The organism is Vibrio sp. 1CM24A (assembly GCF_023161725.1).
Classification (GTDB): domain Bacteria; phylum Pseudomonadota; class Gammaproteobacteria; order Enterobacterales; family Vibrionaceae; genus Vibrio; species Vibrio coralliirubri.
The window spans coordinates 113,660-134,307 of the sequence record NZ_JALNTS010000006.1 but is presented as its reverse complement, the minus strand read 5'-3'; the positions used below and the strand labels follow the sequence as shown (position 1 = coordinate 134,307).

Annotated in this window: 15 protein-coding genes and 1 pseudogene; 7 read left to right on the top strand and 9 right to left on the bottom strand. The window is 45.3% G+C overall.

What is annotated here, in order from left to right:
* Positions 1-34 precede the first annotated feature (34 nt).
* A complete protein-coding gene (locus MSG38_RS14545; protein WP_248402072.1) occupies positions 35-952 on the bottom strand; it encodes a LysR family transcriptional regulator in 918 nt (305 codons plus the stop codon).
* A gap of 128 nt (positions 953-1,080) precedes the next feature.
* On the opposite strand from MSG38_RS14545, the pseudogene MSG38_RS14540 reads away from it, so the two are divergent.
* Together MSG38_RS14540 and MSG38_RS14535 are read left to right on the top strand one after the other, a co-directional pair.
* A pseudogene (locus MSG38_RS14540) lies at positions 1,081-1,416 on the top strand (DUF1254 domain-containing protein); the annotation flags it as partial.
* Between the two features lie 441 nt (positions 1,417-1,857).
* The gene (locus tag MSG38_RS14535; RefSeq protein WP_050633040.1) at positions 1,858-2,133 is read left to right on the top strand and encodes a hypothetical protein; all 276 of its coding nucleotides are present in this window, start codon (positions 1,858-1,860) and stop codon (positions 2,131-2,133) included.
* A gap of 125 nt (positions 2,134-2,258) precedes the next feature.
* Here MSG38_RS14535 and MSG38_RS14530 read toward each other — a convergent pair whose 3' ends face one another.
* Together MSG38_RS14530 and MSG38_RS14525 are read right to left on the bottom strand one after the other, a co-directional pair.
* Positions 2,259-4,868 (bottom strand): hybrid sensor histidine kinase/response regulator, encoded by a 2,610-nt coding sequence (locus MSG38_RS14530; RefSeq protein ID WP_248402071.1) that lies wholly within the window; start codon positions 4,866-4,868, stop codon positions 2,259-2,261.
* Positions 4,861-6,090 (bottom strand): acyl-homoserine-lactone synthase, encoded by a 1,230-nt coding sequence (locus tag MSG38_RS14525; protein ID WP_248402070.1) that lies wholly within the window; start codon positions 6,088-6,090, stop codon positions 4,861-4,863. The genes MSG38_RS14530 and MSG38_RS14525 overlap by 8 nt, the downstream gene beginning before the upstream one ends.
* Before the next feature lie 668 nt (positions 6,091-6,758).
* Here MSG38_RS14525 and MSG38_RS14520 point away from each other — a divergent pair.
* Positions 6,759-7,151, top strand: a complete 393-nt coding sequence (locus MSG38_RS14520; protein ID WP_086773597.1) for a cystatin domain-containing protein — start codon at positions 6,759-6,761, stop codon at positions 7,149-7,151.
* Between the two features lie 104 nt (positions 7,152-7,255).
* On the opposite strand, the gene MSG38_RS14515 is transcribed toward MSG38_RS14520, so the two are convergent.
* Complete coding sequence (locus tag MSG38_RS14515; protein ID WP_248402069.1) at positions 7,256-7,834, bottom strand: hypothetical protein; 579 nt, start codon at positions 7,832-7,834, stop codon at positions 7,256-7,258.
* A 212-nt stretch (positions 7,835-8,046) separates the two neighbouring features.
* On the bottom strand, positions 8,047-9,645 hold the full coding sequence (locus MSG38_RS14510) for an isocitrate lyase (protein WP_012600243.1): 1,599 nt from the start codon (positions 9,643-9,645) through the stop codon (positions 8,047-8,049).
* A 141-nt stretch (positions 9,646-9,786) separates the two neighbouring features.
* Here MSG38_RS14510 and MSG38_RS14505 point away from each other — a divergent pair, with 141 nt between their 5' ends.
* Positions 9,787-10,740, top strand: coding sequence for a LysR family transcriptional regulator (locus tag MSG38_RS14505; protein WP_012600244.1), 954 nt, complete (start codon positions 9,787-9,789; stop codon positions 10,738-10,740).
* 155 nt (positions 10,741-10,895) lie between these two features.
* A complete protein-coding gene (locus MSG38_RS14500) occupies positions 10,896-13,079 on the top strand; it encodes a malate synthase G (RefSeq protein ID WP_248402068.1) in 2,184 nt (727 codons plus the stop codon).
* Between the two features lie 211 nt (positions 13,080-13,290).
* Here the strand turns inward: MSG38_RS14500 and MSG38_RS14495 are convergent, their stop codons facing one another.
* A complete protein-coding gene (locus MSG38_RS14495) occupies positions 13,291-14,718 on the bottom strand; it encodes an NAD-dependent succinate-semialdehyde dehydrogenase (protein WP_248402067.1) in 1,428 nt (475 codons plus the stop codon).
* A gap of 245 nt (positions 14,719-14,963) precedes the next feature.
* A complete protein-coding gene (locus MSG38_RS14490) occupies positions 14,964-15,752 on the bottom strand; it encodes an IclR family transcriptional regulator (protein WP_065676756.1) in 789 nt (262 codons plus the stop codon).
* 154 nt (positions 15,753-15,906) lie between these two features.
* Between MSG38_RS14490 and pta the strand changes: the two genes are divergently transcribed.
* Together pta and MSG38_RS14480 are read left to right on the top strand one after the other, a co-directional pair.
* Positions 15,907-17,025, top strand: a complete 1,119-nt coding sequence (pta, locus tag MSG38_RS14485) for a phosphate acetyltransferase (protein ID WP_248402066.1) — start codon at positions 15,907-15,909, stop codon at positions 17,023-17,025.
* A 57-nt stretch (positions 17,026-17,082) separates the two neighbouring features.
* Positions 17,083-17,850: a sulfite exporter TauE/SafE family protein gene (locus tag MSG38_RS14480; protein WP_248402065.1), complete on the top strand. Its 768-nt coding sequence runs from the start codon at positions 17,083-17,085 to the stop codon at positions 17,848-17,850.
* A gap of 51 nt (positions 17,851-17,901) precedes the next feature.
* Here the strand turns inward: MSG38_RS14480 and MSG38_RS14475 are convergent, their stop codons facing one another.
* Positions 17,902-19,623 (bottom strand): cobalamin biosynthesis protein CobT, encoded by a 1,722-nt coding sequence (locus tag MSG38_RS14475; RefSeq protein WP_248402064.1) that lies wholly within the window; start codon positions 19,621-19,623, stop codon positions 17,902-17,904.
* 3 nt (positions 19,624-19,626) lie between these two features.
* Positions 19,627-20,610, bottom strand: a complete 984-nt coding sequence (locus MSG38_RS14470; protein WP_248402063.1) for a MoxR family ATPase — start codon at positions 20,608-20,610, stop codon at positions 19,627-19,629.
* Between the last annotated feature and the right edge of the window lie 38 nt (positions 20,611-20,648).

Genomic DNA, 20,648 nt, shown 5'->3' with positions numbered 1-20,648 from the left:
TAGCTTTTTTTTTCTACTTTTAGAGATGCGGTAACTAACCTCTGAATACCTCTTCGACACACGATTCCAACCAGCGTATTTTCGGTTGATTGCGATGTTTACGCCCGATAGTCATGCCAATATCGCCATTTGGCATATTGGGCATATGAGGAAACTGCACAAAGGAAAATTCATCTGAAAGCGAATTAGCCAGTAGTTTTGAGCATGGGAATAATACGTCGCTCTGTTTCACTATAGACAATAAGCTGTGTAAGTAAGTCGAACGTATTTTGACCTCAGTCTTGATGCCGACATCGGCTAACACGTTTGGTGCTAACGCAATATTGTCGTTCCAATCACTGACGACCAAGCTCGCTAATTGCAAAGGTTCTTGCTGGTCACTTTTCAATAATGTGTTGGCAAGTGGGTGGCCTGTGCGGCAAACCAATACAAAATCATCACTTGCGATACGTTTCTGGTATACCTGTTTAGATAGTTCTAATGGGTAATAATTGACCCCTAAATCAACCTCGCCAGAGGTGATCAAATCCAACGTATGGGCACCCCAATCCACAATGTTCACTTTCACCTTCGGCGCCTGTGTTAACAATATTTGAGTTAGCTTTGCTGAGATGCTGTTGGCAATAAATCCGTTAATCGCGATGTTCACAGTGCCATCAAACTGAGCAACATCAAATTCAGATTTTGGTTCAAGTACTTGTTCTAACTGCAGCAATACCGGTAACAAGGTCTGCTTAATTTCAAGCAACTTGGCGGTCGGTTCTAGGCCATGTTGTGAGCGTATAAACAACTCATCGTCAAAGTACTCACGTAGCTTTTGTAGTGAACGACTGATAGAGGGTTGGCTTGTAAACAACAGATCTGAAGCCTTGCGTGTATTCTTTACCTCAACCAACACCTTCAATACTTTAAGTAAATTGAGGTCTAGTTGTTTAAAGCGGTTACTCATCATCACGGGACTCCATCATCGAAACTGTTGAGATATACCCATATTGTATATCTTGATTTCATATAATCAATTGGAGTATATCACGCAGTATCTACATACTGAGCTCATCGAAACAAACACGAGAAACCATTATGAAGAAAACGACGTTAGTGACGCTATTGGCGTTAACTGCATTTGGCGTAACGGCCGCAGACAATAACAGCTCAGCGGTTTATGACCACGCGGCTATCGGTGGTGTTAATTGGGATAACTATCCTGAAGCGGAGTCTGACTGGAACTTCCTTGGCCTGCAAAACAAAGTGGGTGTTAACCATTGGCTGCACGCTGACCCAGTATCCAAAGACGCGCAAACGGTGATTCGCTCAAATCGTGATGTCGTTTACTCAACCATGGTTGTGGATGTATCAGAAGGTGCGACGTTCCATGTGCCGGACGAGGACAATGACTACTTCCAGATTATTCATATCATGGACGAAAACCACCTTGTTCATAAAGTGGTTCGCCGCGGTGAAACGCTCAATCTGACTGCCGATGATCTAACGATGGGTATTCATGTTCATGTACTAGCAAGAACACGTATCGCTGAATCAATCGAAGATACCAAGCGTCGTCAGAGTCTGCTTTCTATCAAAGCGAACTCTAACAAGCCTTATCAAGGCAAAGGCTACAACCCAAGTGACGTTGAAAACTACCGATTGAAATTGATCAATAACGTGATGAAACATGGCGCGCCTATTGAAGGATTAAAAGGATTTGGTGCGACTTTGGATGACGTAGAAGATCACCACTTTAAATACGTGACGGCATTTGGTTATGCCGGACTACCAGCAGACACTGCACAGTATTTAGAGCGTGTTCCGGGACAAGGCAAAACAACCTGCCAAGAATGGACGATTCCAACACCGAACTTGGACTTTGAAGGGCGTGGTGGTTATTACTCTTTGACAACCTATGGTGCGGACGGTTGGATTGATTCTGAGCATTTCTATGCGTCGGGTGAGTCCATGCGAGATAACGGTGATGGCACGGTGTCTGTCACATTCAATTGTGGTACCGGTACAGCTTATGATTTTGAAGTGTCTGAAGGTTGGGCTGGTGTATTACGTTTGTACGAGCCAGTCGATGTGAATGAAACTTTGGAATACATGGAGACGCTGCGTCAGATTGAGATTAAAGAGCTTTAATATCTTTTCTAATGGCTGAAATGTTCCCAAATAAAAATCCCCTCAAGAACCTTTTTGAGGGGATTTTTTATCAGTCGTTGATTAATTTGTTAGCGATTAGCCATTAGCCATTAGCCATTAGCCATCTACTCTTCACTTTCGGTTTCTTTGGGAGCATTCGAGGCCCAGCCTTTCTCAAGCCAGTTATCGAGCACGTGTTGCAGCGCGTTCAAAGAGGTTGGTTTCTCTAGGCGACCATCCATCAACTTGCTGATCATATCTAACTCGTGCTGTCCTGATTCGCCAGACAAAGCAATGATTGGCGTTTGAGGAGAGCGTGCCTTGATGATTTGGCTTGCGTCAAAACCATTCATTATCGGCATTTGCACGTCCATTAAGATCAAATCGACCTTGTGTGTTTTGAACAGCTCGACGGCATTCTCACCGTTTTTGGCTTGCAAGCTATTTACACCGAGTCGACTCAGGTACATCTGAACAAGCGTGCGTTGTACTTCTTTATCATCGACGATAAGCACAGTGGGGGCGAGATGGTTCTCTGGGGTTAGCGTACTTGTTGGTTCTGAACTTTGCGTTTCTACTTGGTTATCTGGCTTAGCTTCTGCGTTGGTTTTTTTTTCAGTTGCGGTTTGGTTACTTTTCCAATCATTGAAATAAGGCGTACGAAGTGCGTCTGCTTTGGGTGCATTGGGTACCACAGGGAAGTACAGGTGGAACTCAGTAAACTCCCCAAGTTTAGAGTGGCACTCAACTCGGCCGCCAAATGAACGCATTACACGTTGGCAATAGCCAAGCCCTAGGCCGCTACCACCGCTTTTTTGGTAAGAGAAGAAGTCATCAAAGATCTTATGCGCAATGGCTTCGTCAATGCCTGGGCCGGTATCTCGGAATATCAGAGCGTTCTCGTAAGGCCCTGTGTTGGTGCTGATCTCAATTTGGCTTTCTGGATAAGAATCAAAGTAATAGATTGCATTGCGTATCAGGTTGAAAATGACGAAGTTGAATAAGGTTTCATTCAGCTTTGCTACAAAATCAGCGTGTTGTGGTAAACGAATGCGTTCAATGATCTTTTCATTCTCAAAACCATAGTGGCTTACGGCTTGATCCACGGCTTTGTGGATAGAGGTCATAGTCACAGGTCCGTGTTCAGGCGTACTGTCACTGACTTCGCGCAGGATGATATCAATCAGTTGTCGCCCGCGTTGAATCGCCGCTTGGCCATTCTCAATATCCTTTAGGATTTGTTTCGCTGGGGCTTGGTTATCAATGTGCTGCTTTAACACCTCAAAATGCAGCTGCACTTGAGCCAGCGGGTTACGCATTTCGTGTGCGATAGAATTAGCAAGGGCGCGACTTTGGCGGATGCGTCTATCGGCTTCAATGGTGCTTTGTACACGAGTTAACAAGGTTTGCAGTGCAGAGATCTCTTCGTTAGAGAACATCTTATCGTTGCTCTTGTGTGACGAGACCAATAAGTGCGTGACCGATTTGCCCTGACCAAATAAAGGCATCACCAAAGCGGTGTCGTTTGAGCTCATCTTGTCATACAGGGCTTTTATCGAGCGCTTAGCTGGCGCGGTGTAATCAAGCTCCTGAGACAGTTCATCAAACACTAAAACGGACTTGTTGGTAGACAGGTAATCTTCGTAGAAGGTTTCGTTGTAGTTGCTGTTCACCAGACGCAACTTGTCTTCTGGGATCTGCAGTAGGCTACCTAATCGACGCATGGCATCATCAATCGACAGCTTGAAATCGTCTTCTAGTGAGAGGATCTGTTGTACTGGCGTTTTCTTGTTTCCGTAGACAAAGAACGAGGCGTAGTGGCTCACTCGCTTGTAGAGAACATGCCAAGTGATGCCGATAATCGCACAGATTGGAATAGCAACAAGCCATTGACTGTCGTCTGTCAGCGGGATAAATATCGCGCCAAAAGGGATCACCAAAATAGCACAAACCAACATCGCATTTAGGCTCATGTACGCCAGGTATTTCACGCTGTAGAAGCGAGAGGTCAGCAGGGCATAGCCAACGAACAACATTTCACTTATCGACAAAGCTGGTGGCAACCAAGTGAGCGAGAAATCACGTAAGAAGTAGGTCATGCCTAGGTGGATTGTCGCAGTCGACAGCATGAAGACTAAAATGCCTGCGATCATGTAGTTGGTTTTAGCTAAGGTCAGCTTGCTGCTGTTGGCGCGCATGGCCACCAGGTTGAGTAGTGTTAAGACAACAAAGCTTATCATCCCAATGAAGAAGTACGGCGTGTGTGGGCCAAACTCAATCACGAACTGGCTTGGGCCTGCAATGGTGACGTGTTCAACGGTTAACCCCGGACTTAGATTGATAAAGAAGGAGTAGACGGTTAAGGTGACGAAAATGGCTTGTTGCCACACATGAACCTTACCATTACGTTGTTCGGCGGCGAGCTTACACGAGAAGTAATAGGCAAAGGCAAACGCAAAGAAAGAGGCGAGGTTGGCAAACTTTGCGGCGAACACAGCGGCCGAGGCCCCAAGTTCTGGTAATAAGTCGGTATGGAAATAAGCGTTACTGCTGATCCACGCAACAATGCAGATCGAATACGCAATGTAAGGGGCATGGTGTGTCCCTGCGATCACTTCGTTCTTCTGTTTTAGGCGATAGCAGTAATAGAACAACCACATGACAACCACTGCCACGGTTGCAAGCAGGGTGATTGCTTTTGCATAGATGATCGCCTCAAGGCCGAAATCAAACATGTTCATCCTTTTTTACCGAGCTAGTTTTTCCTGCCGAGCTCGATTTTTCTAATGACTTTCTACTCTCTCGCACTGCGCGTTTGTAGCTCCGGAAATCCACATTATTGAACGCTTTTACCATCATCTCGAAATTCCAGAACCCACGATAAATGGTTGTGCCATCATCATTTAATTCGCAATACCCAGAATGGAAGTATGCATTGGAATCAATGGTTTGATAAAACTGAAGCATGAAAGGTTGCTCGATAATAGTGAAGCCAATCTTATAGCTTATTTGGTGTAATACACTCATCAGCTCTTTTTGAGCAAGGTAGAGGAAATAGAGCTTTTGTTGGGTATTGCCACTGACTGTCAGACGCAACACTTCACACAGGGCATTTTTGTCGGACAATTGTAACTGGAATTGTTGGTCAAATTCTGGGAGAGAGTAACATTTTGACAGTGTAGGCGGTGTGAAAAGTTGTAACCCTGTAAGTTCATCGTAGCCGTAATTGGGTAAACAGTATTGCCATTGCTCATTGCTGAACGGCGGTGCGTAACTTAGCCAAGTGTCCTTCTTAGACCAGTCTTGAATCAGCGCAGAGGAAACCAGTGTCGGAAAGGCTTCATCGACTGGATGTTTGAGCAGAATAAAATGCTTACCTGCCTGAGAAAGGTGTAATAAAGGCAGCATCTCAAACCACTTTTCACCCTTGATGAACACCTCAAGATTGCTTAAAGCAATGGCATCGCTGATTGGCATTCCTTGTGGGTGACTCGGTGTTTGTACCAACAGTGGCTCATGCTCTATTTGTTCGATGATCGCACCGTAATAAGCACTGTCATTGATAGGGAGGTCGACATGAGAAATGGAGCTTGAATTTAATGGTGATTTTGCTTTGATCGCAGCAATTTCACACTCACACCAGAAATCTAGCCAATGCATATAGCACTGCCCTACGGCCTGCTCTAGAAGAGTAATCTCCGCAGTTAGTGTATTTGGATAGCGCATAATCAGATCGCGGTAGTCCATCACCTCAAACAATACCGAATAACTTTTGTTTTGATGTTCTGGGAAAAGCAATTCTAACTGGCTTCTACGATATTCAGTCACGTTTTGAAAAAGCTCAGTGCGTTGTTGTGGCTGATAAGTGCTGATGACGAGCTCTATCAGCGCTCGCTGTTTTATTTCGATAGACAGACTGCTAGCCAACAGTGAGCCTAAAGACGACGTTAATTTCATGTTTAACCTAGCCTAGGTTTATATAATTATTTTTATTTGATCTGCACTATCTATAGGACACTGATTTTAGGTATGTGTTTGAAGTTACTTTATTTTGAGAGAGCTAATAGTAACTTTACTTGTGTCCATGGTGTGAGAAGTAAGTTGCATAATCGGGCGAGATTTTACTACTTGCACTCACCCTTAACAATAAAGATTTTCCATATTTGAATGAATTCACAGATGAACAAAATACATTATTATCAACAACTTGTAGGGTTGGATCACAGTTTTAAAATCAGACATGATTAAGTCGAGCATAAACTTTTGGATTTATAAAATAATTTCAAATATCTATTTTTTGAACCAATATCATAATCCACATCAAGATGAGCTCATCTTATTAATCCTGATAGGAATGTTTTTGGTGTGAAGTATGTAATTAACTGATTAATTGTGTCTGTCTTATTACTCGCTTATTCTCTCGCTACCCATTTTAATGATTTAAATATCAGGTGGATAAAAGCAGAGCTCCAGTGCTCGGCTTGTTTTCCTGACAATCTCCTGTGTTTATAGAGTAGTTACACCATAATCTCTGATGAAGTGATGACATTCGAGGTTTAAGCTTGCCTGCATATGAAACATTATTGCGAGTAATCCCTCGTAAATGATTGAGGTAGAGAGAATTTATGAAGAAAGTACGATTAACATCATTACTTGGAATAGCAACCTTGTTTAGTGTCGTGGCGTTAGCTGGGTGTAGTCAGAAATCAGAGGTACCAACTCAACCGCAAGAGAATGCGAACCCCATCTGCAGCACTAAAAACCTGACGGGTGGTTGGTCGAAAAGTGAGATAACACCAGAAGCTAAGCAAGCTTTAAACGCAGTTCTTGGCCAAATGAACACTTCAGCTGAGCTCAAGCAGATTCTGAGTGTTCGAACTCAGGTTGTCGCGGGTTTGAATTACGCTATTGAGTTTGAAATGGATAATGGTGAAGTGTGGAATACCATCGTTTACCGTTCTCTACAAGGTGACATCGAAATGACGCAACCTGCACAGAAAGGTCTTCTGTGCTCATAGCCTAGATGCGCCAGTGTCTTGTGAGATAGGCTGATAACAAATAAAAATGGCTCCGTGTTGGGAGCCATTTTTTTTTTTAAGAAGACTGATTCACTGAACGATTTTTAATCGGCCAGCTCGGGCTCAGCTAACTCCTGAACACAAGCGCGGCTGATGTCTTCATCAATGTAGGCCATACCAAGTTTATTGAGGTAGTCCATGCGATCGGCAGTGCGAAGCTCGATGTCTGGGCCTGCAATATTGTTGGCTTGATAAATTTCAGTGAGGTGAGACATGAATTGCTCGCCAACACTCATCATCAATAGGCTCATTGCGCCTACGTCCGGTCTTACTTTGGCACGTTGCTTTTCAGATAAGTTTACCGCTAATACGATAGGCTGTTCTTCACTTTCGAAGCGAACGCCTCGCTCACGAACGGTTTGTTGAGCCCAGTAATATGCCAGTTCTTTGCTCTGGGTGAGAAACACTGGCTCAACCGATTCGGTGTAGTTGTTGCCGATGGTCGCCATAGTTTTTGAAGCTGCTTCGTTGAGCGCTTTGTCTCCAGAACGTTTTAAACCTTGGCCTTGAATAGAAGCCAATAAAGCTGAAGATGTGCCGTGATACCAAGTATCACCCGTCGCGAAACCATTCTCTGATAACAGTGTTTTTGCATCTTGTAGGTGTGTAGGTATTGAAGTCATAGGCACTCTCAAAAAATAAGAATCTCAACAAATAGGAATCTGAACAAATATGTGTACAGTTAGCTTAAACAGAAGTTGTTCGGTTAACCGTGGTGTGGAACACAAATCTGAGGCTTTGAGATAAAGCTGGCAGTACAAGCTTTATCTCAAAGCCTTCCCCCGGATCTTACCTAAGTAAGAGAGAAGGACGGGGGAGGCTTTAGCGTTAACGATTAATCAAATTGGTTAGACGTATTCGCTTCGCCCGCTGCTTTTAGTGCATTCTCACCAGCAAAGTACTCTTTGTGGTCATCACCCATGTCTGAACCAGACATGTTTTGGTGTTTAACACATGCGATGCCTTGGCGGATTTCTTTACGTTGAACATTCGCAACATAACCCAACATGCCTTGGTCGCCGAAGTACTCTTTCGCTAGGTTGTCAGTAGACAGCGCAGCAGTGTGGTAAGTCGGTAGAGTAATCAAGTGGTGGAAAATACCCGCTTCACGTGATGCGTCTGCTTGGAATGTACGGATCTTCTCGTCAGCGCTTGCTGACAGTTCAGTTTCATCGTATTCCGCGCTCATTAGGCTTGCACGGTCGTAAGCTGAAACATCTTTACCTTCTGCTACCATCGCATCGTAAGCTTGCTGACGGAAGTTTAGCGTCCAGTTGAATGATGGAGAGTTGTTGTAAACCAGTTTCGCATTAGGGTGAACTTCACGTACGCCGTCCATCATCTCTTTGATTTGACCGATGTGTGGCTTCTCAGTCTCAATCCAAAGTAGGTCAGCACCTGCATTGATAGCTTCGATACAGTCAAATACACAACGATCTTCACCAGTACCTTGGCGGAATTGGTATAAACCTGAAGGTAGACGCTTAGGTCGAACTAGCTTGCCGTCACGGTTGAAACAAACATCGCCTTCAGCCATATCAGCAACATCAATCTCTTCAACATCTAGGTATGAGTTGTAGATGTCACCTTGGTCGCCCGGCTCTTTCACTACTGCGATTTCTTTTGTTAGGCCAGCACCTTGTGAATCGGTACGAGCAACGATGATGCCGTTGTCGATGCCTAGCTCAAGGAAAGCGTAACGAAGCGCACGAAGTTTCGCGTGGAAGTCAGCGTGTGGAACCGTTACTTTGCCGTCTTGGTGACCACATTGTTTCTCATCGGCTACTTGGTTTTCGATTTGTAGACAACAAGCGCCTGCTTCAATCATCTGCTTCGCCATTAGGTAAGTCGCTTCTGCGTTACCGAAACCAGCATCGATATCGGCAATGATTGGCACTACGTGTGTCACGTGGTTGTCGATTTTGTCTTGGATACGGTCTTGTAGGTTCACATCGCCCGCTTCACGTGCAGCGTCTAGCTCACGGAATAAACCACCCAGTTCACGAGCATCGGCTTGGCGTAGGAAGGTGTATAGCTCTTCTACTAGGCCAGCAACGGATGTTTTCTCATGCATAGATTGGTCTGGAAGTGGACCAAAATCAGAGCGAAGTGCAGCAACCATCCAACCAGAAAGGTATAGGTAACGACGGTCAGTCTTGCCATCAAAGTGCTTCTTAATAGAAATCAGCTTTTGTTGGCCGATGAAACCATGCCAGCAACCCAGAGACTGAGTGTATTGAGAGCTGTCTTCGTCGTAAGCCGCCATGTCTGCACGCATGATATCTGCCGTGTATTGCGCAATATCCAGACCTGTTTTGAATTTGTTTTGAGCTCGCATACGAGCAGCAGATTCAGGGTTAATTGCATCCCATGGAGCACCAGCAGCGCTTTTTGCAACTTCAATCATTTCGATATCTTGTGTAATTTGCGACATAACTATTCCTTAGTTTCACGTGGACATGTTGGCCAATTTGGCGAGGTCATTTGATTTGGATTAAATCTAACCATGGACAAATAATAATCATGTATGTGATAATTTTGTTAATTTATAGTTATTATATTCGGTATTTTTCTTATGAATATTGCTCGTATAGACCTTAATTTACTTGTGTATTTAGACATGTTGCTACGTGAGAGAAACGTTACACGAGCAGCAAATCAATTGGGTATTACTCAGCCAGCGATGAGTAATGGCCTTCGCCGATTACGTGACCTGTTTGAAGATCCGCTATTAGTAAGAACAAGTGAAGGGATGATACCGACCGAGCGCGCGCATAAGTTGCAGCCACTGATTCGAAACATCTTGGCGAATGTAGAGAAGACACTGCAGCCGACCACAGAGTTTAACGCAGAAGACAGTGAACGCGTGTTTCGTATCATGGCGAGTGACTATGCAGAGTCGACCATTATTCAACCTCTTCTGAAAAGGTTAAGTGAGATTGCACCGAAAATACGACTGGATATCATGACGCCAAGTGACGTGAGTTATCAGGATGTAGAGCAAGGTACCGTTGATATAATTATCAACCGATTTGACGATATTCCTCAGTCGTTTCACCAGATGAGCCTTTGGCACGACGGGTTTTCTTGCCTATTTAGTTGTGACAACCCGATAGCCGACAACTTCGATATTTTGTCTTATCTAAAGGCGCAACATATTTGGGTAAGTAAGACAGGTATGGGAACGGGAGTGGGGATCAACCCAAGCGAAGCACAAAAGCTCGGTTGGATAGATGAGGCATTAATGCGCATTGGTAAAACCCGTAACATCACGGTGTTTACGCGACACTACTTGTCGGCGATTCTCTTCGCACAACAGAAGAACCTGATCCTGACTATTCCTACCAAAGCCGCTCAACTGCAGCGCAATAACCCTAGATTGTTGATCAAGCCTGCGCCATTTGCGATTGAACCCTTTGAGGTGAAGATGGCGTGGAGTCCATTGTTACAAACCAATCCAGACCATCAGTGGATGCGTCGTTTGATTAAAAGTGTCGCTAACGAAATCGAGAGTGGAGTGACGGAATAACACAGTTTGTAGGGTATTTTTTATATGAATATCCAATATAACCGGCATAAATTAGCTAAATTCATATCTGTTAAGTAAGTTTAAGTCAGTAAAGTAAATTTGAGCTAGTCACGAAAATTTATTGAGTAGCCATCAATTAGTTTGAGAGAAATTTTATGAGCAGTCGTATTCAACAGGGAAGCTTGAGCATTGATAGCACCCTCTACCAATTAATTAATGAGCAGGTCATTCCTGGAACAGGCATAGTCGCAGAGGACTTTTGGCAATCTTTCGCAGCCATCCTTAAAGATCTGGCACCAAAGAACCGTGCCTTACTTATCAAGCGTGAAGATCTTCAACATCAAATTGACGTTTGGCACCAAGAGCGTGCGGGACAAACGCTAGATGCTGCCGAGTACAAACAGTTCTTACAGCAGATTGGCTACCTAGTTGCTGAGGGCGATGACTTTCAAGTTACGACCGCCAGCGTTGAGCCTGAAATTGCAACACAAGCGGGTCCGCAGCTTGTTGTACCTATTATGAATGCACGTTTTGCGCTTAACGCGGCCAACGCGCGTTGGGGTAGTTTATACGATGCGCTCTATGGAACCGATGTCATCAGTGAAAGTGACGGCGCGGAAAAGGGCGGAAGCTTTAACCCTGTACGCGGTGCTAAAGTGGTGAGCTACGCTCGAGGTTTCCTTGATGACGCTGCACCACTAAACGGTGTCTCTCATAAAGACGTGACCAAATACAGCATCAGTAACGCTAGCGTCGGCAATAAGCTGATAGCGACACTCGATAACGGTGAAGAAGTCACTCTCATAGATAGCAACCAGTTCATTGGCTATCAAGGTGACGCAAGTTCACCTTCGTGCATTCTTCTTAAACACAATAACCTTCATATCGAAATTCAAATCGACCCGAGTGCGCCGATTGGCAGCGTCGATGTGGCGGGTATTAAAGATGTACTGGTGGAATCGGCACTGACCACGATTATGGATTGCGAAGATTCGGTTGCTGCGGTTGACGGTGAAGACAAAGCATTGGCTTACCGAAACTGGTTAGGTTTAATGAAGGGTAACCTTCAAGAGTCGCTAGAGAAAAACGGTAAAACCATTGTTCGTAATCTTAACCCCGATCGTCAATACACCAGTGTGACGGGTGGTGAAATCTCACTTAAAGGTCGCAGCATGTTGTTCATACGCAATGTGGGCCACCTAATGACTAACCCTGCGATTATTGATGCTGAAGGTAATGAAGTGCCTGAAGGTATCATGGATGGCATGGTTACCTCGCTCATCGCGATGCACGATTTAAAGGGTAATAGCCCTTACCAAAACTCGACCGCGAACAGCATCAATATTGTAAAACCTAAAATGCATGGCCCTGAAGAAGTGGCTTTCACCAATGAGTTGTTTGGTCGCATTGAGGATGCACTAGGTTTAGAACGCTTCACCATTAAAGTCGGCATTATGGACGAAGAGCGTCGTACCTCTGTGAACTTGAAAGAGTGTATTCGCGCAGCCAAAGACCGTGTCGTGTTTATCAACACAGGTTTCCTAGATCGAACGGGTGATGAGATCCACACTAGTATGGAAGCGGGTCCGTTTGCTCCTAAAACACAGCTTAAAACCATGACTTGGATTGGCGCATACGAAGATCAAAACGTTGATCTTGGCTTAGCTTGTGGCCTGCAAGGTAAAGCCCAGATTGGTAAAGGTATGTGGCCAGAACCAGATAACATGGCGAAGATGATGGACGCGAAAATTGGACACCCACAAGCCGGTGCCAATACCGCTTGGGTTCCTTCTCCAACTGCGGCGACTCTGCATGCCTTGCACTATCACAAGGTGAGTGTTCCTAGCCGTCAGAAAGAGCTTCGTGAGCGTGTGAGAGCAAATGTTGACGATATTCTTACTATCCCATTGTTAGGCAATCAAAAGCTGACTGCTCAAGATATCCAAAACGAACTGGACAACAATACGCAAGGTATTCTTGGTTACGTAGTTCGTTGGATTGACCAAGGCGTAGGTTGTTCGAAAGTGCCTGATATTAACGATGTGGGATTAATGGAAGACCGTGCAACGCTGCGAATTTCAAGTCAACACATCGCTAACTGGTTACGTCACGGCATTTGCGAGGAAGCCCAAGTAATGAAAACCATGAAGCGCATGGCAGCAGTGGTTGATGAACAAAATGCAGGGGATCCAAGCTACCAAAATATGGCGCCTGATTTTGAAAACAGCATTGCGTTTTCAGCAGCGTGCCAGTTGGTATTTGAAGGCTGTGCTCAGCCGAGTGGTTATACCGAGCCAGTGCTGCACGCGATGCGTCTAAAGCTGAAAGCGCAGGAATAGCGAAGCAACCGAATAACAAAAACAGAGAATGTAAAATACTAAAAAAAGAAACCCCCTTTAACCGAGCCCAAGGTGCCGCGCTTTTATAGCGCGGCTTTTTTTTGATTCATTTTTGTGGTGGGAAGGGGGGAGAGTGGGCCAGGTTAGTGCTCACTAAGATTTAAGTGCTTCTGAATCTTGGTTAACGCCGAAACCTACTTGCTACTAAAACCTAGTTACTACCAAAACATAAGTATTTAATGTCCATGTACTCATCGATGCCTTCTTTAGCACCTTCACGGCCAATACCTGATTGTTTAACGCCACCAAAAGGCGCGACCTCGGTTGAGATTAGGCCATCATTAATACCGACCATACCGTATTCAAGTGCTTCTGCTACCTGCCATACGCGGTGGATATTCTGGCTGTAGAAGTAAGATGCCAAACCATAAATAGTATCGTTCGCCATCTCGATGAGTTCCTCGTCTGTGTCGAATTTCATCACAGGTGCGACTGGGCCAAAGATCTCTTGTTGAACAATGTCCATACTGTGTTTCACATCTTTAAGAATGACAGGCTGAAGGAAAAGCCCATCAAGATCCTTAATTGGAGTAACAGGCTCAGCTCCTTGTTCAATCGCTCGGTCTATTAATGCTTGGATGTTGTTCTTGGCATTCCGGCTGACAACAGGGCCTATGGTTACACCTTCATCTAAGCCGTTACCAATCTTAAGTTGTTGAACGGCTTGATCAAATTTAGCAACGAACTCATCGTACACTTTACTGTGAACATAGAATCGGTTTGCACAAACACAAGTTTGGCCAGCATTGCGGAATTTCGAGACCATTGCGCCTTGAACCGCAGCGTCGATGTCTGCATCGTCAAACACAATAAAAGGTGCGTTGCCGCCGAGTTCCATAGAGGTGCGCTTGATGCCTTTTGCAGCTTGAGCCATCAAAATGCTGCCCACACGGGTAGAGCCTGTAAAAGAGATCTTTTTGATTAATGGGTGCGATGTGAATAGCTCACCAATCTGTTCTGGGCTATCACCTAATACGACTTGGAGTAAATCCTTAGGAATACCCGCTTGGTAAGCCAGTTCGACCACAGCAAATGCGGAAAGCGGTGTCTCATCTGAAGGTTTCACGACAAAGCTACAACCGGCAGCTAATGCAGGCGCTGCTTTACGAGTGATCATTGCAACAGGGAAGTTCCATGGCGTAATGGCACACGCGACTCCGATAGGTTGCTTGATAGTCACCAAGCGTTTGCCTGCGACTGTGCTAGGAATGGAGTCACCATAAGTGCGCTTGGCTTCTTCTGCGAACCACTCAATGAAGCTCGCACCATATACAACTTCACCTGCCGCTTCTGCTAACGGTTTACCCTGTTCAATCGTCATAATTCGAGCAAGGTCTTCTTTATTCTCAATGATTAGCTGGTGCCAACGGTGCAGTGATGCAGCTCGAGATTTAGCTGGAACCTTTGCCCACTCTTTCTGCGCTACATGAGCTCGTTCAATCGCGCTTGCTAACTCTGTTTCTGATGATACCGGTGCGTGTCCGATGAGTTCACCCGTTGCTGGATTTGTGACTGCAACTGCGTTGTTCGCTTCTGTCACCATAAAAGAGAGTAAGTGCTGGTTCTTAATGTTTAGCATCGTGATTCCTTTGTTGTGATTACTTTAGACGTGTTGCTGATATGCGGGTTGGTGAGTGTTCAGATCATTTCGACCAAATGTTCATTAGTCGCAGATTGTGGTCGTTAATTCGATAGTTTTGAAGTCCTTGTTTGTGAAAGCATTGTTTACCAAAGCAAGGTACACAAAATTATTGTTTATTAAATTCGAGTTTTCGAAATCCATGATCAGCTAAGTCATGGACTTCGAAATTTTTTAAGAAAAGTCTATTGCTGACTCCAATTATCAGCTTCTATTTTCGCTAGCGCTTTTGCTGCTTTTTGAAGTGCGGGTAAGAACTTTATTGCTTCATCCGGCTTTACTCGAATCACTGGTGCTTGGATTGCTAAGCCGAGATTAGATTGGCCCGTTGGCGATGGGATGAGTACCGCAATACACACCAAACCCGGTAGAAACTCTTCATCATCAATCGCAAAGCCTTGGATCTTAGCTTCTTCGATGTCTTGCTCTAACACTGAGTAGTCGGTGATGGTTTTGACTGTGTACTGAGTCAGTGGCACGTTTTCGATCAGTCTTCTGCGTTGTGATTTCGACATGTGAGCCAAAAACAGTTTGCCAGTTGCAGAGCAGTGCACAGGAACGCGAGATCCGGGTTGCAGGTGGAAGCGAAGTGGTGCTTCGGTTTCTGCGCGGTCAAGGTAGATAATCTCACCGCTCGATAGTGCGGTTAGGTTGCAGCTTTCGCCGACTTCTGCTCGAAGGTTTTCAAGAATAGTACGTCGTGCACTGTGCATGGTGCTGTTGAACAGTAGGTTTTCTGCAAGTTTTCTGAGTCTAATGCCAGAGCTGTAATGCTTTTCGTCACCATCTCTTTGAATGATGCCTGCGGATTCTAATTGTTGCAGCATACGGTGCAGAGTGGGTTTCGGCAGTCCGGTTTCTTCGACGAGCCCTTGAAGGGAAATAAACTCGTCTTTTTGCGCTATCACCTCTAATAGTGCAAAAAGTCGGAGAGTGGGCGTATCTCCTTGAACTTGTGGTGTTTCTGTTTGCATACAGTGATTCATCCTTGCGATATGTCTATGTGTAAGAGTGTACATACCAAATTAATATTCTTCAATTATCTGAATAAAATTTGACCTTTTTTATTATTTCAATAATATAAATATAAATTATGGAACAATTAATCTCAATAAATGGAATTTTAAAATGAAAGCAATTGAACGGATTATTGATAATGCGCACCTAGATCGTAAGCGTGTGGTTTTGAGCGAAGCTGAAGATCCTCGTGTACTCAAAGCGGCACGATTAGCGATAGATAAACAGCTCGCTTATATCACGCTTGTGGGCGACGAAAAGGCGATTATCGACGCCGCTCAGTTGCATCATATTAACCTCGCGGGCATTCATATTGTTTCACCACAAACATCAGCACTTAAAGCTGTGTTGGCTGAACGTCTGTATGAGTTAAGAAAGGCCAAAGGCATGACTTATGAAGATGCATTGGAGAAGGTTAAAGACCCACTGATTTTTGCCAACTTGATGGTAAGGGAAGGGCTGGTCGACGGCACGGTCAATGGCGCGGTTTATACCACGTCAGATGTGGTGCGGGCTGCGCTGCAGATCATTGGGCCAGCACCAGACAGCGAGTTGGTATCGAGCTTCTTTTTAATGATGTTGTGCGAGCCTTTCCACAATCTCAAAGGTGGCATGATTTTCAGTGATTGTGGTTTGGTGATTAACCCCAATGAAACCGAGCTTGCATCGATAGCAGTGGCCGCATCAAATAGTGCTCAAACGCTGTTAATGGAAGAACCTAAAGTGGCAATGCTGTCGTTTTCTACCAATGGCAGTGCCAAGCATGAATCGGTCGATAAGGTGCGTAATGCCGCCCAGTTAGTGAAGCAACGTTGCCCCGGAATTGCGGTTGATCAGGATGTTCAACTCGACGCGGCGATTGTCACTGAAATTGCGGCGAAAAAGTTGCCCGATTCCGAGGTTAAAGGAGAATCTAACGTGCTGATATTCCCAAACTTAGAAGCTGGCAATATCGGTTACAAGCTTGCTGAAAGGCTAGGAGGCGCGGTCGCGATTGGTCCTTTGTTGCAAGGGTTGAATCAACCAGCCAATGATCTATCCAGAGGTTGTAGTGCCGAAGATATCTTTAATGTAATCGCGGTGACTGCTGTGCAAGCACAACAAGGCAAAACGGCAAATGCAACGACGGATGTTGACGCTGATGCTCAAGAAGCTCCAGAAGATCAAAACGCTACAGAAGATCAAAAAGCTAAAGAAAGAGCTGAATCGGAATTTGAGTTTAGGTACTAAGGCTCAAACTTAAAGCCCGCACTCACACTAAGTAAAAACACCTAATTAGGATTGCTAATGGAGTTACCTGTTTTACTCGCCATTCTTGCCACCATTGCAGTCGGTACCTATTTCCAAACCGTCACAGGGTTTGGACTTGGCATTATCGTGATTGGTCTAACGGTCAGCCTTAATTTGGTATCGTTGCCCGTGATTGCTGCCGTAGTCAGTATTGTGACCTTGTTTAATTGTTTGGTCGCGTTGATGGGAAAGCCTCTGCTTGGAGAACTCAAAATTCTGGTGGTGTTGGTGATCGGTATTATCCCCGGCGTGTCGCTGGGAGTGTTCTTGCTGGATGAGTTGACTGAGTCGGCAACGCATATCCTGGGAGGGTTACTGGGGGCAATGGTGTTATTCGCAGGTCTGAGCTTTATGTTCAAACCTAAAACCAGAAAAGAACGCTCGGAAACCGTGTCGTTTTTGTTATCTGGTTTTAGCTCTGGCTTAGCGGGAGGGCTGTTTGGGATGGCGGGGCCGCCGATTGTTTATCACCTCTATCGGCAGCCTTTTACGCTCGATCTGGTACGAAGCACGCTGTTGATGGTGTTCGCTTGTACGTCGATGTCCCGTACCGTCAATGTCTACGCAGCAGGTGATATGGAATCGAGCATACTGTGGTTATCAGCTATTGCCGTTCCTTTGGTGGCGCTTGTAACTATGTTTGCTCGGCGCTTCCCACCGCCATTGTCGAATGACCAACTCAGAAAGTTAGTATTTATGGTGTTGATGTTGATTGGCGGGTATTTGATGGCAGTTTCTGCATGGTCGTTGTTTGGCTTTTCGTAAAACCGCTTTCGACAAAGGAGGCTAGCGGTTCGCTAGCCTAATCTTCCCTGTTTAAGAACGCTTTAGCATCTCAAAGATGCTCCTAGATAACCCAAACAAGCAGCTCTCTTGTATATCTAAAGTAATGTTACTGCGGTAGTACGGGCTCAAATCTACTCCCATTCCCACGCCATGAATCTCAATACCGTTTTTGGCCGACTCGCGCTCAATCACTTGTTTGAGATGGTTGTCCAAATAGAACTGATCGTTGGCAGTGCTGGTGGCGGTATCCATCGGGCAGCCGTCTGAGAATACAATCAACACCTTTCGCTGTGCGCTATGCTGTTGCAAGCGTTGGCTAGCGAACTGAACCGCTTCGCCATCAATCCCTTCTTTAAATATGTCGGCTTTGCGAAGGCTAGCAATGCCAAGGCGAGAGCGTCTCCAATGCGCATCAAAATCCTTAAACACGATATGTCGAACTTCGTTTAAACGACCTGGGTGCCTCGGCTGACCTTGTTTGAGCCACTGTCGGTAAACCTTGCCACCGTTCCAGTTGTTGGTGGTGAAGCCGATAATCTCAAACGGGACGTTGGCTAGCCCGACGGATTTGAGAATCGTATCCATCAGTAGACTCAGTTTGTGACTGTGTTTTTGCATTGAGCCCGAGCAGTCCATCAAAAACGTGATAGCACATTGATGAGATGTACCGATATCAGGTTGATAAAAGACAGTGCGATCCAATGGCGCTGTGATGAGCTTGGTGATGGTAGTGGCATTAACAATGCCTTCTTCTAAATGGTCCTGACGTCGATTCTTTTGTGGCGTGGCAACAAAGTTGGTGAGCATAGCGGCTAAGCGGCGGGTATTCACTTGTCTCGCCATAATGTCATCGGTGAGCTTTTGCCTCAGCTCGAGTAACAGGGCACGCCTGACGAGCTTATCTGCGGCGACCACTTGGTCAAATTCTGAATTAAAGACCTGATAATTGGCGCCCGACAATTCAAACACCTTGCTGTTACCTGTTATGTCGGTATCGACCTCTTCATCTTGAATGTCGCCATCAACGATAAGCGCAAGCTGCGCAAGGATCTTGATGTCTTCTTCAACGGTTGGCGTGGGCGAGTTATCGCTCTCTTGCTCTTGGTTGATGAGCTCTTGTGCAAGGGCTGCTAACTCATTGGCGCAGTGAGCAAACTGTTGTTGGTCGGTTCTATGTTGCTTTAAGCGCTTCAGGCTATGCCCAAAAGTAGGCACGATGCCAGCGCGAGTCGATTCAATGGTCTCAGCGATAGGTTCCGAAACAGGGACACCGGTTAAGCGGGTATGGATCACTTGCATTAGAGTAAACAGCAACATGCCTATTCGTGATTCGGTAAAGCCATTTTGATGATATTGGTCGCTCCAATACGCAAAGTTGAATTGGATACTGGTGGTCACGCCTTTTAGATAAGGTGGGACTTGAGATTCAATTCGGACCTGTTCGCAGAAGTCGTAAAGCAGACGTTCTATTTCGTTTTTCGGTCGCAATGAATAATGGAGGTCAGCGTCAGAAAGCAATAGTCGCAGTGCCGATGAATCGATCTTACCTTGCATCGAAAGCTTGCTGTTTTTCAGCTCATGACGAGACACAAAGGTGAGATCGTTGGTGTGAGCAGACTGGTAATAACAGGGGCTATTGCCTTTATAGAGTCGTTCTCCCCGATAGTTCAGATCGAGTTCACCACTGATTGCTCTGGCGACAGACACACCAATATCGAGGATCTTTTTCTGCTGAGAAGAAACATTGGCCATGGTTTACGACTCCGAGTGCGAATGGTTTTGAGTATGCGCTTTCAAGGCTTCACCAAAGCAACGGAAATAGTATTCGCTAACCAGTTCTTTCTCTTCGTCTTGGCAGCGATTTAAGAATGAAAGCCTAAATGCCGTCGCTACATCGTCGAATATTTGGATGTTTTCAGCCCAAGTGAGCACTGTTCGCGGAGACATCACAGTTGAAAGGTCGCCAGCCCGAAACCCGTTACGCGTCAATCCTGCGGTCGCGATCATTTTCTCTACTAACTGCTGGCCACTTTCATTATTCAGCTCTGGAAGTTTGGATAACACGATCTTGGTTTCATGTTGTGGGTCTAAATAGTTGAGCGTAGCGATGATGTTCCATCTATCTAACTGACTGTGGTTAAGCACTTGAGTACCCGAATACAAACCTGAAAAGTTACCCAAGCCAAGCGTGTTGCAGGTAGCAAACAGGCGGAAAGAAGGGTGAGGCGTGATCACTCGGTTTTGTTCTAAAGAGGTGTATTTGCCGTCTTGCTCTAATAGCTGCTGAATCACAAACATCACATCAGGGCGACCAGCGTCGTACTCATCTAATACCAGCGCGATGGGCTGCTGAATGCTTTGTGGAAGAATGCCTTCTTTAAACTCTGTCACCTGCATTCCATCTTTAATGACGATGCTGTCTTTACCAATGAAATCCAATCGACTTAAGTGTCCGTCTAGGTTGATCCTCAAACATGGCCAATTCAATCTCGCGGCAATTTGTTCAATGTGAGAAGACTTGCCCGTCCCGTGCGTACCTTGTATCAACGTGCGACGATTGGAAGTGAACCCCGCCAATATGGCCAGCGTCACTTCAGGATCAAAACAGTAGTTAGGATCGATTTTTGGCACATACTCTCCCGCATGTTCAAACGCCATCACCGTTAGGTTGCTGTCGATCCCAAAGCACTCTCTCATACTTACCTGTCGCGTTGGTATCAATTCCGACTCTTTCATCATTCTTCCCTCTATATAACCCATTACTTGTCGCAGCTATT

Excerpts from the sequence above, each read along its gene's own strand:
- MSG38_RS14520 (WP_086773597.1), top strand. The coding sequence starts at position 6,759 with ATGAAGAAAGTACGATTAACATCATTACTTGGAATAGCAACCTTGTTT.
- MSG38_RS14490 (WP_065676756.1), bottom strand. The coding sequence starts at position 15,752 with ATGCAAACAGAAACACCACAAGTTCAAGGAGATACGCCCACTCTCCGA.
- MSG38_RS14475 (WP_248402064.1), bottom strand. The coding sequence starts at position 19,623 with ATGGCCAATGTTTCTTCTCAGCAGAAAAAGATCCTCGATATTGGTGTG.
- MSG38_RS14470 (WP_248402063.1), bottom strand. The coding sequence starts at position 20,610 with ATGATGAAAGAGTCGGAATTGATACCAACGCGACAGGTAAGTATGAGA.
- MSG38_RS14510 (WP_012600243.1), bottom strand. The coding sequence starts at position 9,645 with ATGTCGCAAATTACACAAGATATCGAAATGATTGAAGTTGCAAAAAGC.
- MSG38_RS14495 (WP_248402067.1), bottom strand. The coding sequence starts at position 14,718 with ATGCTAAACATTAAGAACCAGCACTTACTCTCTTTTATGGTGACAGAA.
- MSG38_RS14500 (WP_248402068.1), top strand. The coding sequence starts at position 10,896 with ATGAGCAGTCGTATTCAACAGGGAAGCTTGAGCATTGATAGCACCCTC.
- MSG38_RS14545 (WP_248402072.1), bottom strand. The coding sequence starts at position 952 with ATGATGAGTAACCGCTTTAAACAACTAGACCTCAATTTACTTAAAGTA.
- MSG38_RS14505 (WP_012600244.1), top strand. The coding sequence starts at position 9,787 with ATGAATATTGCTCGTATAGACCTTAATTTACTTGTGTATTTAGACATG.
- MSG38_RS14515 (WP_248402069.1), bottom strand. The coding sequence starts at position 7,834 with ATGACTTCAATACCTACACACCTACAAGATGCAAAAACACTGTTATCA.
- MSG38_RS14480 (WP_248402065.1), top strand. The coding sequence starts at position 17,083 with ATGGAGTTACCTGTTTTACTCGCCATTCTTGCCACCATTGCAGTCGGT.
- pta (WP_248402066.1), top strand. The coding sequence starts at position 15,907 with ATGAAAGCAATTGAACGGATTATTGATAATGCGCACCTAGATCGTAAG.
- MSG38_RS14530 (WP_248402071.1), bottom strand. The coding sequence starts at position 4,868 with ATGTTTGATTTCGGCCTTGAGGCGATCATCTATGCAAAAGCAATCACC.
- MSG38_RS14525 (WP_248402070.1), bottom strand. The coding sequence starts at position 6,090 with ATGAAATTAACGTCGTCTTTAGGCTCACTGTTGGCTAGCAGTCTGTCT.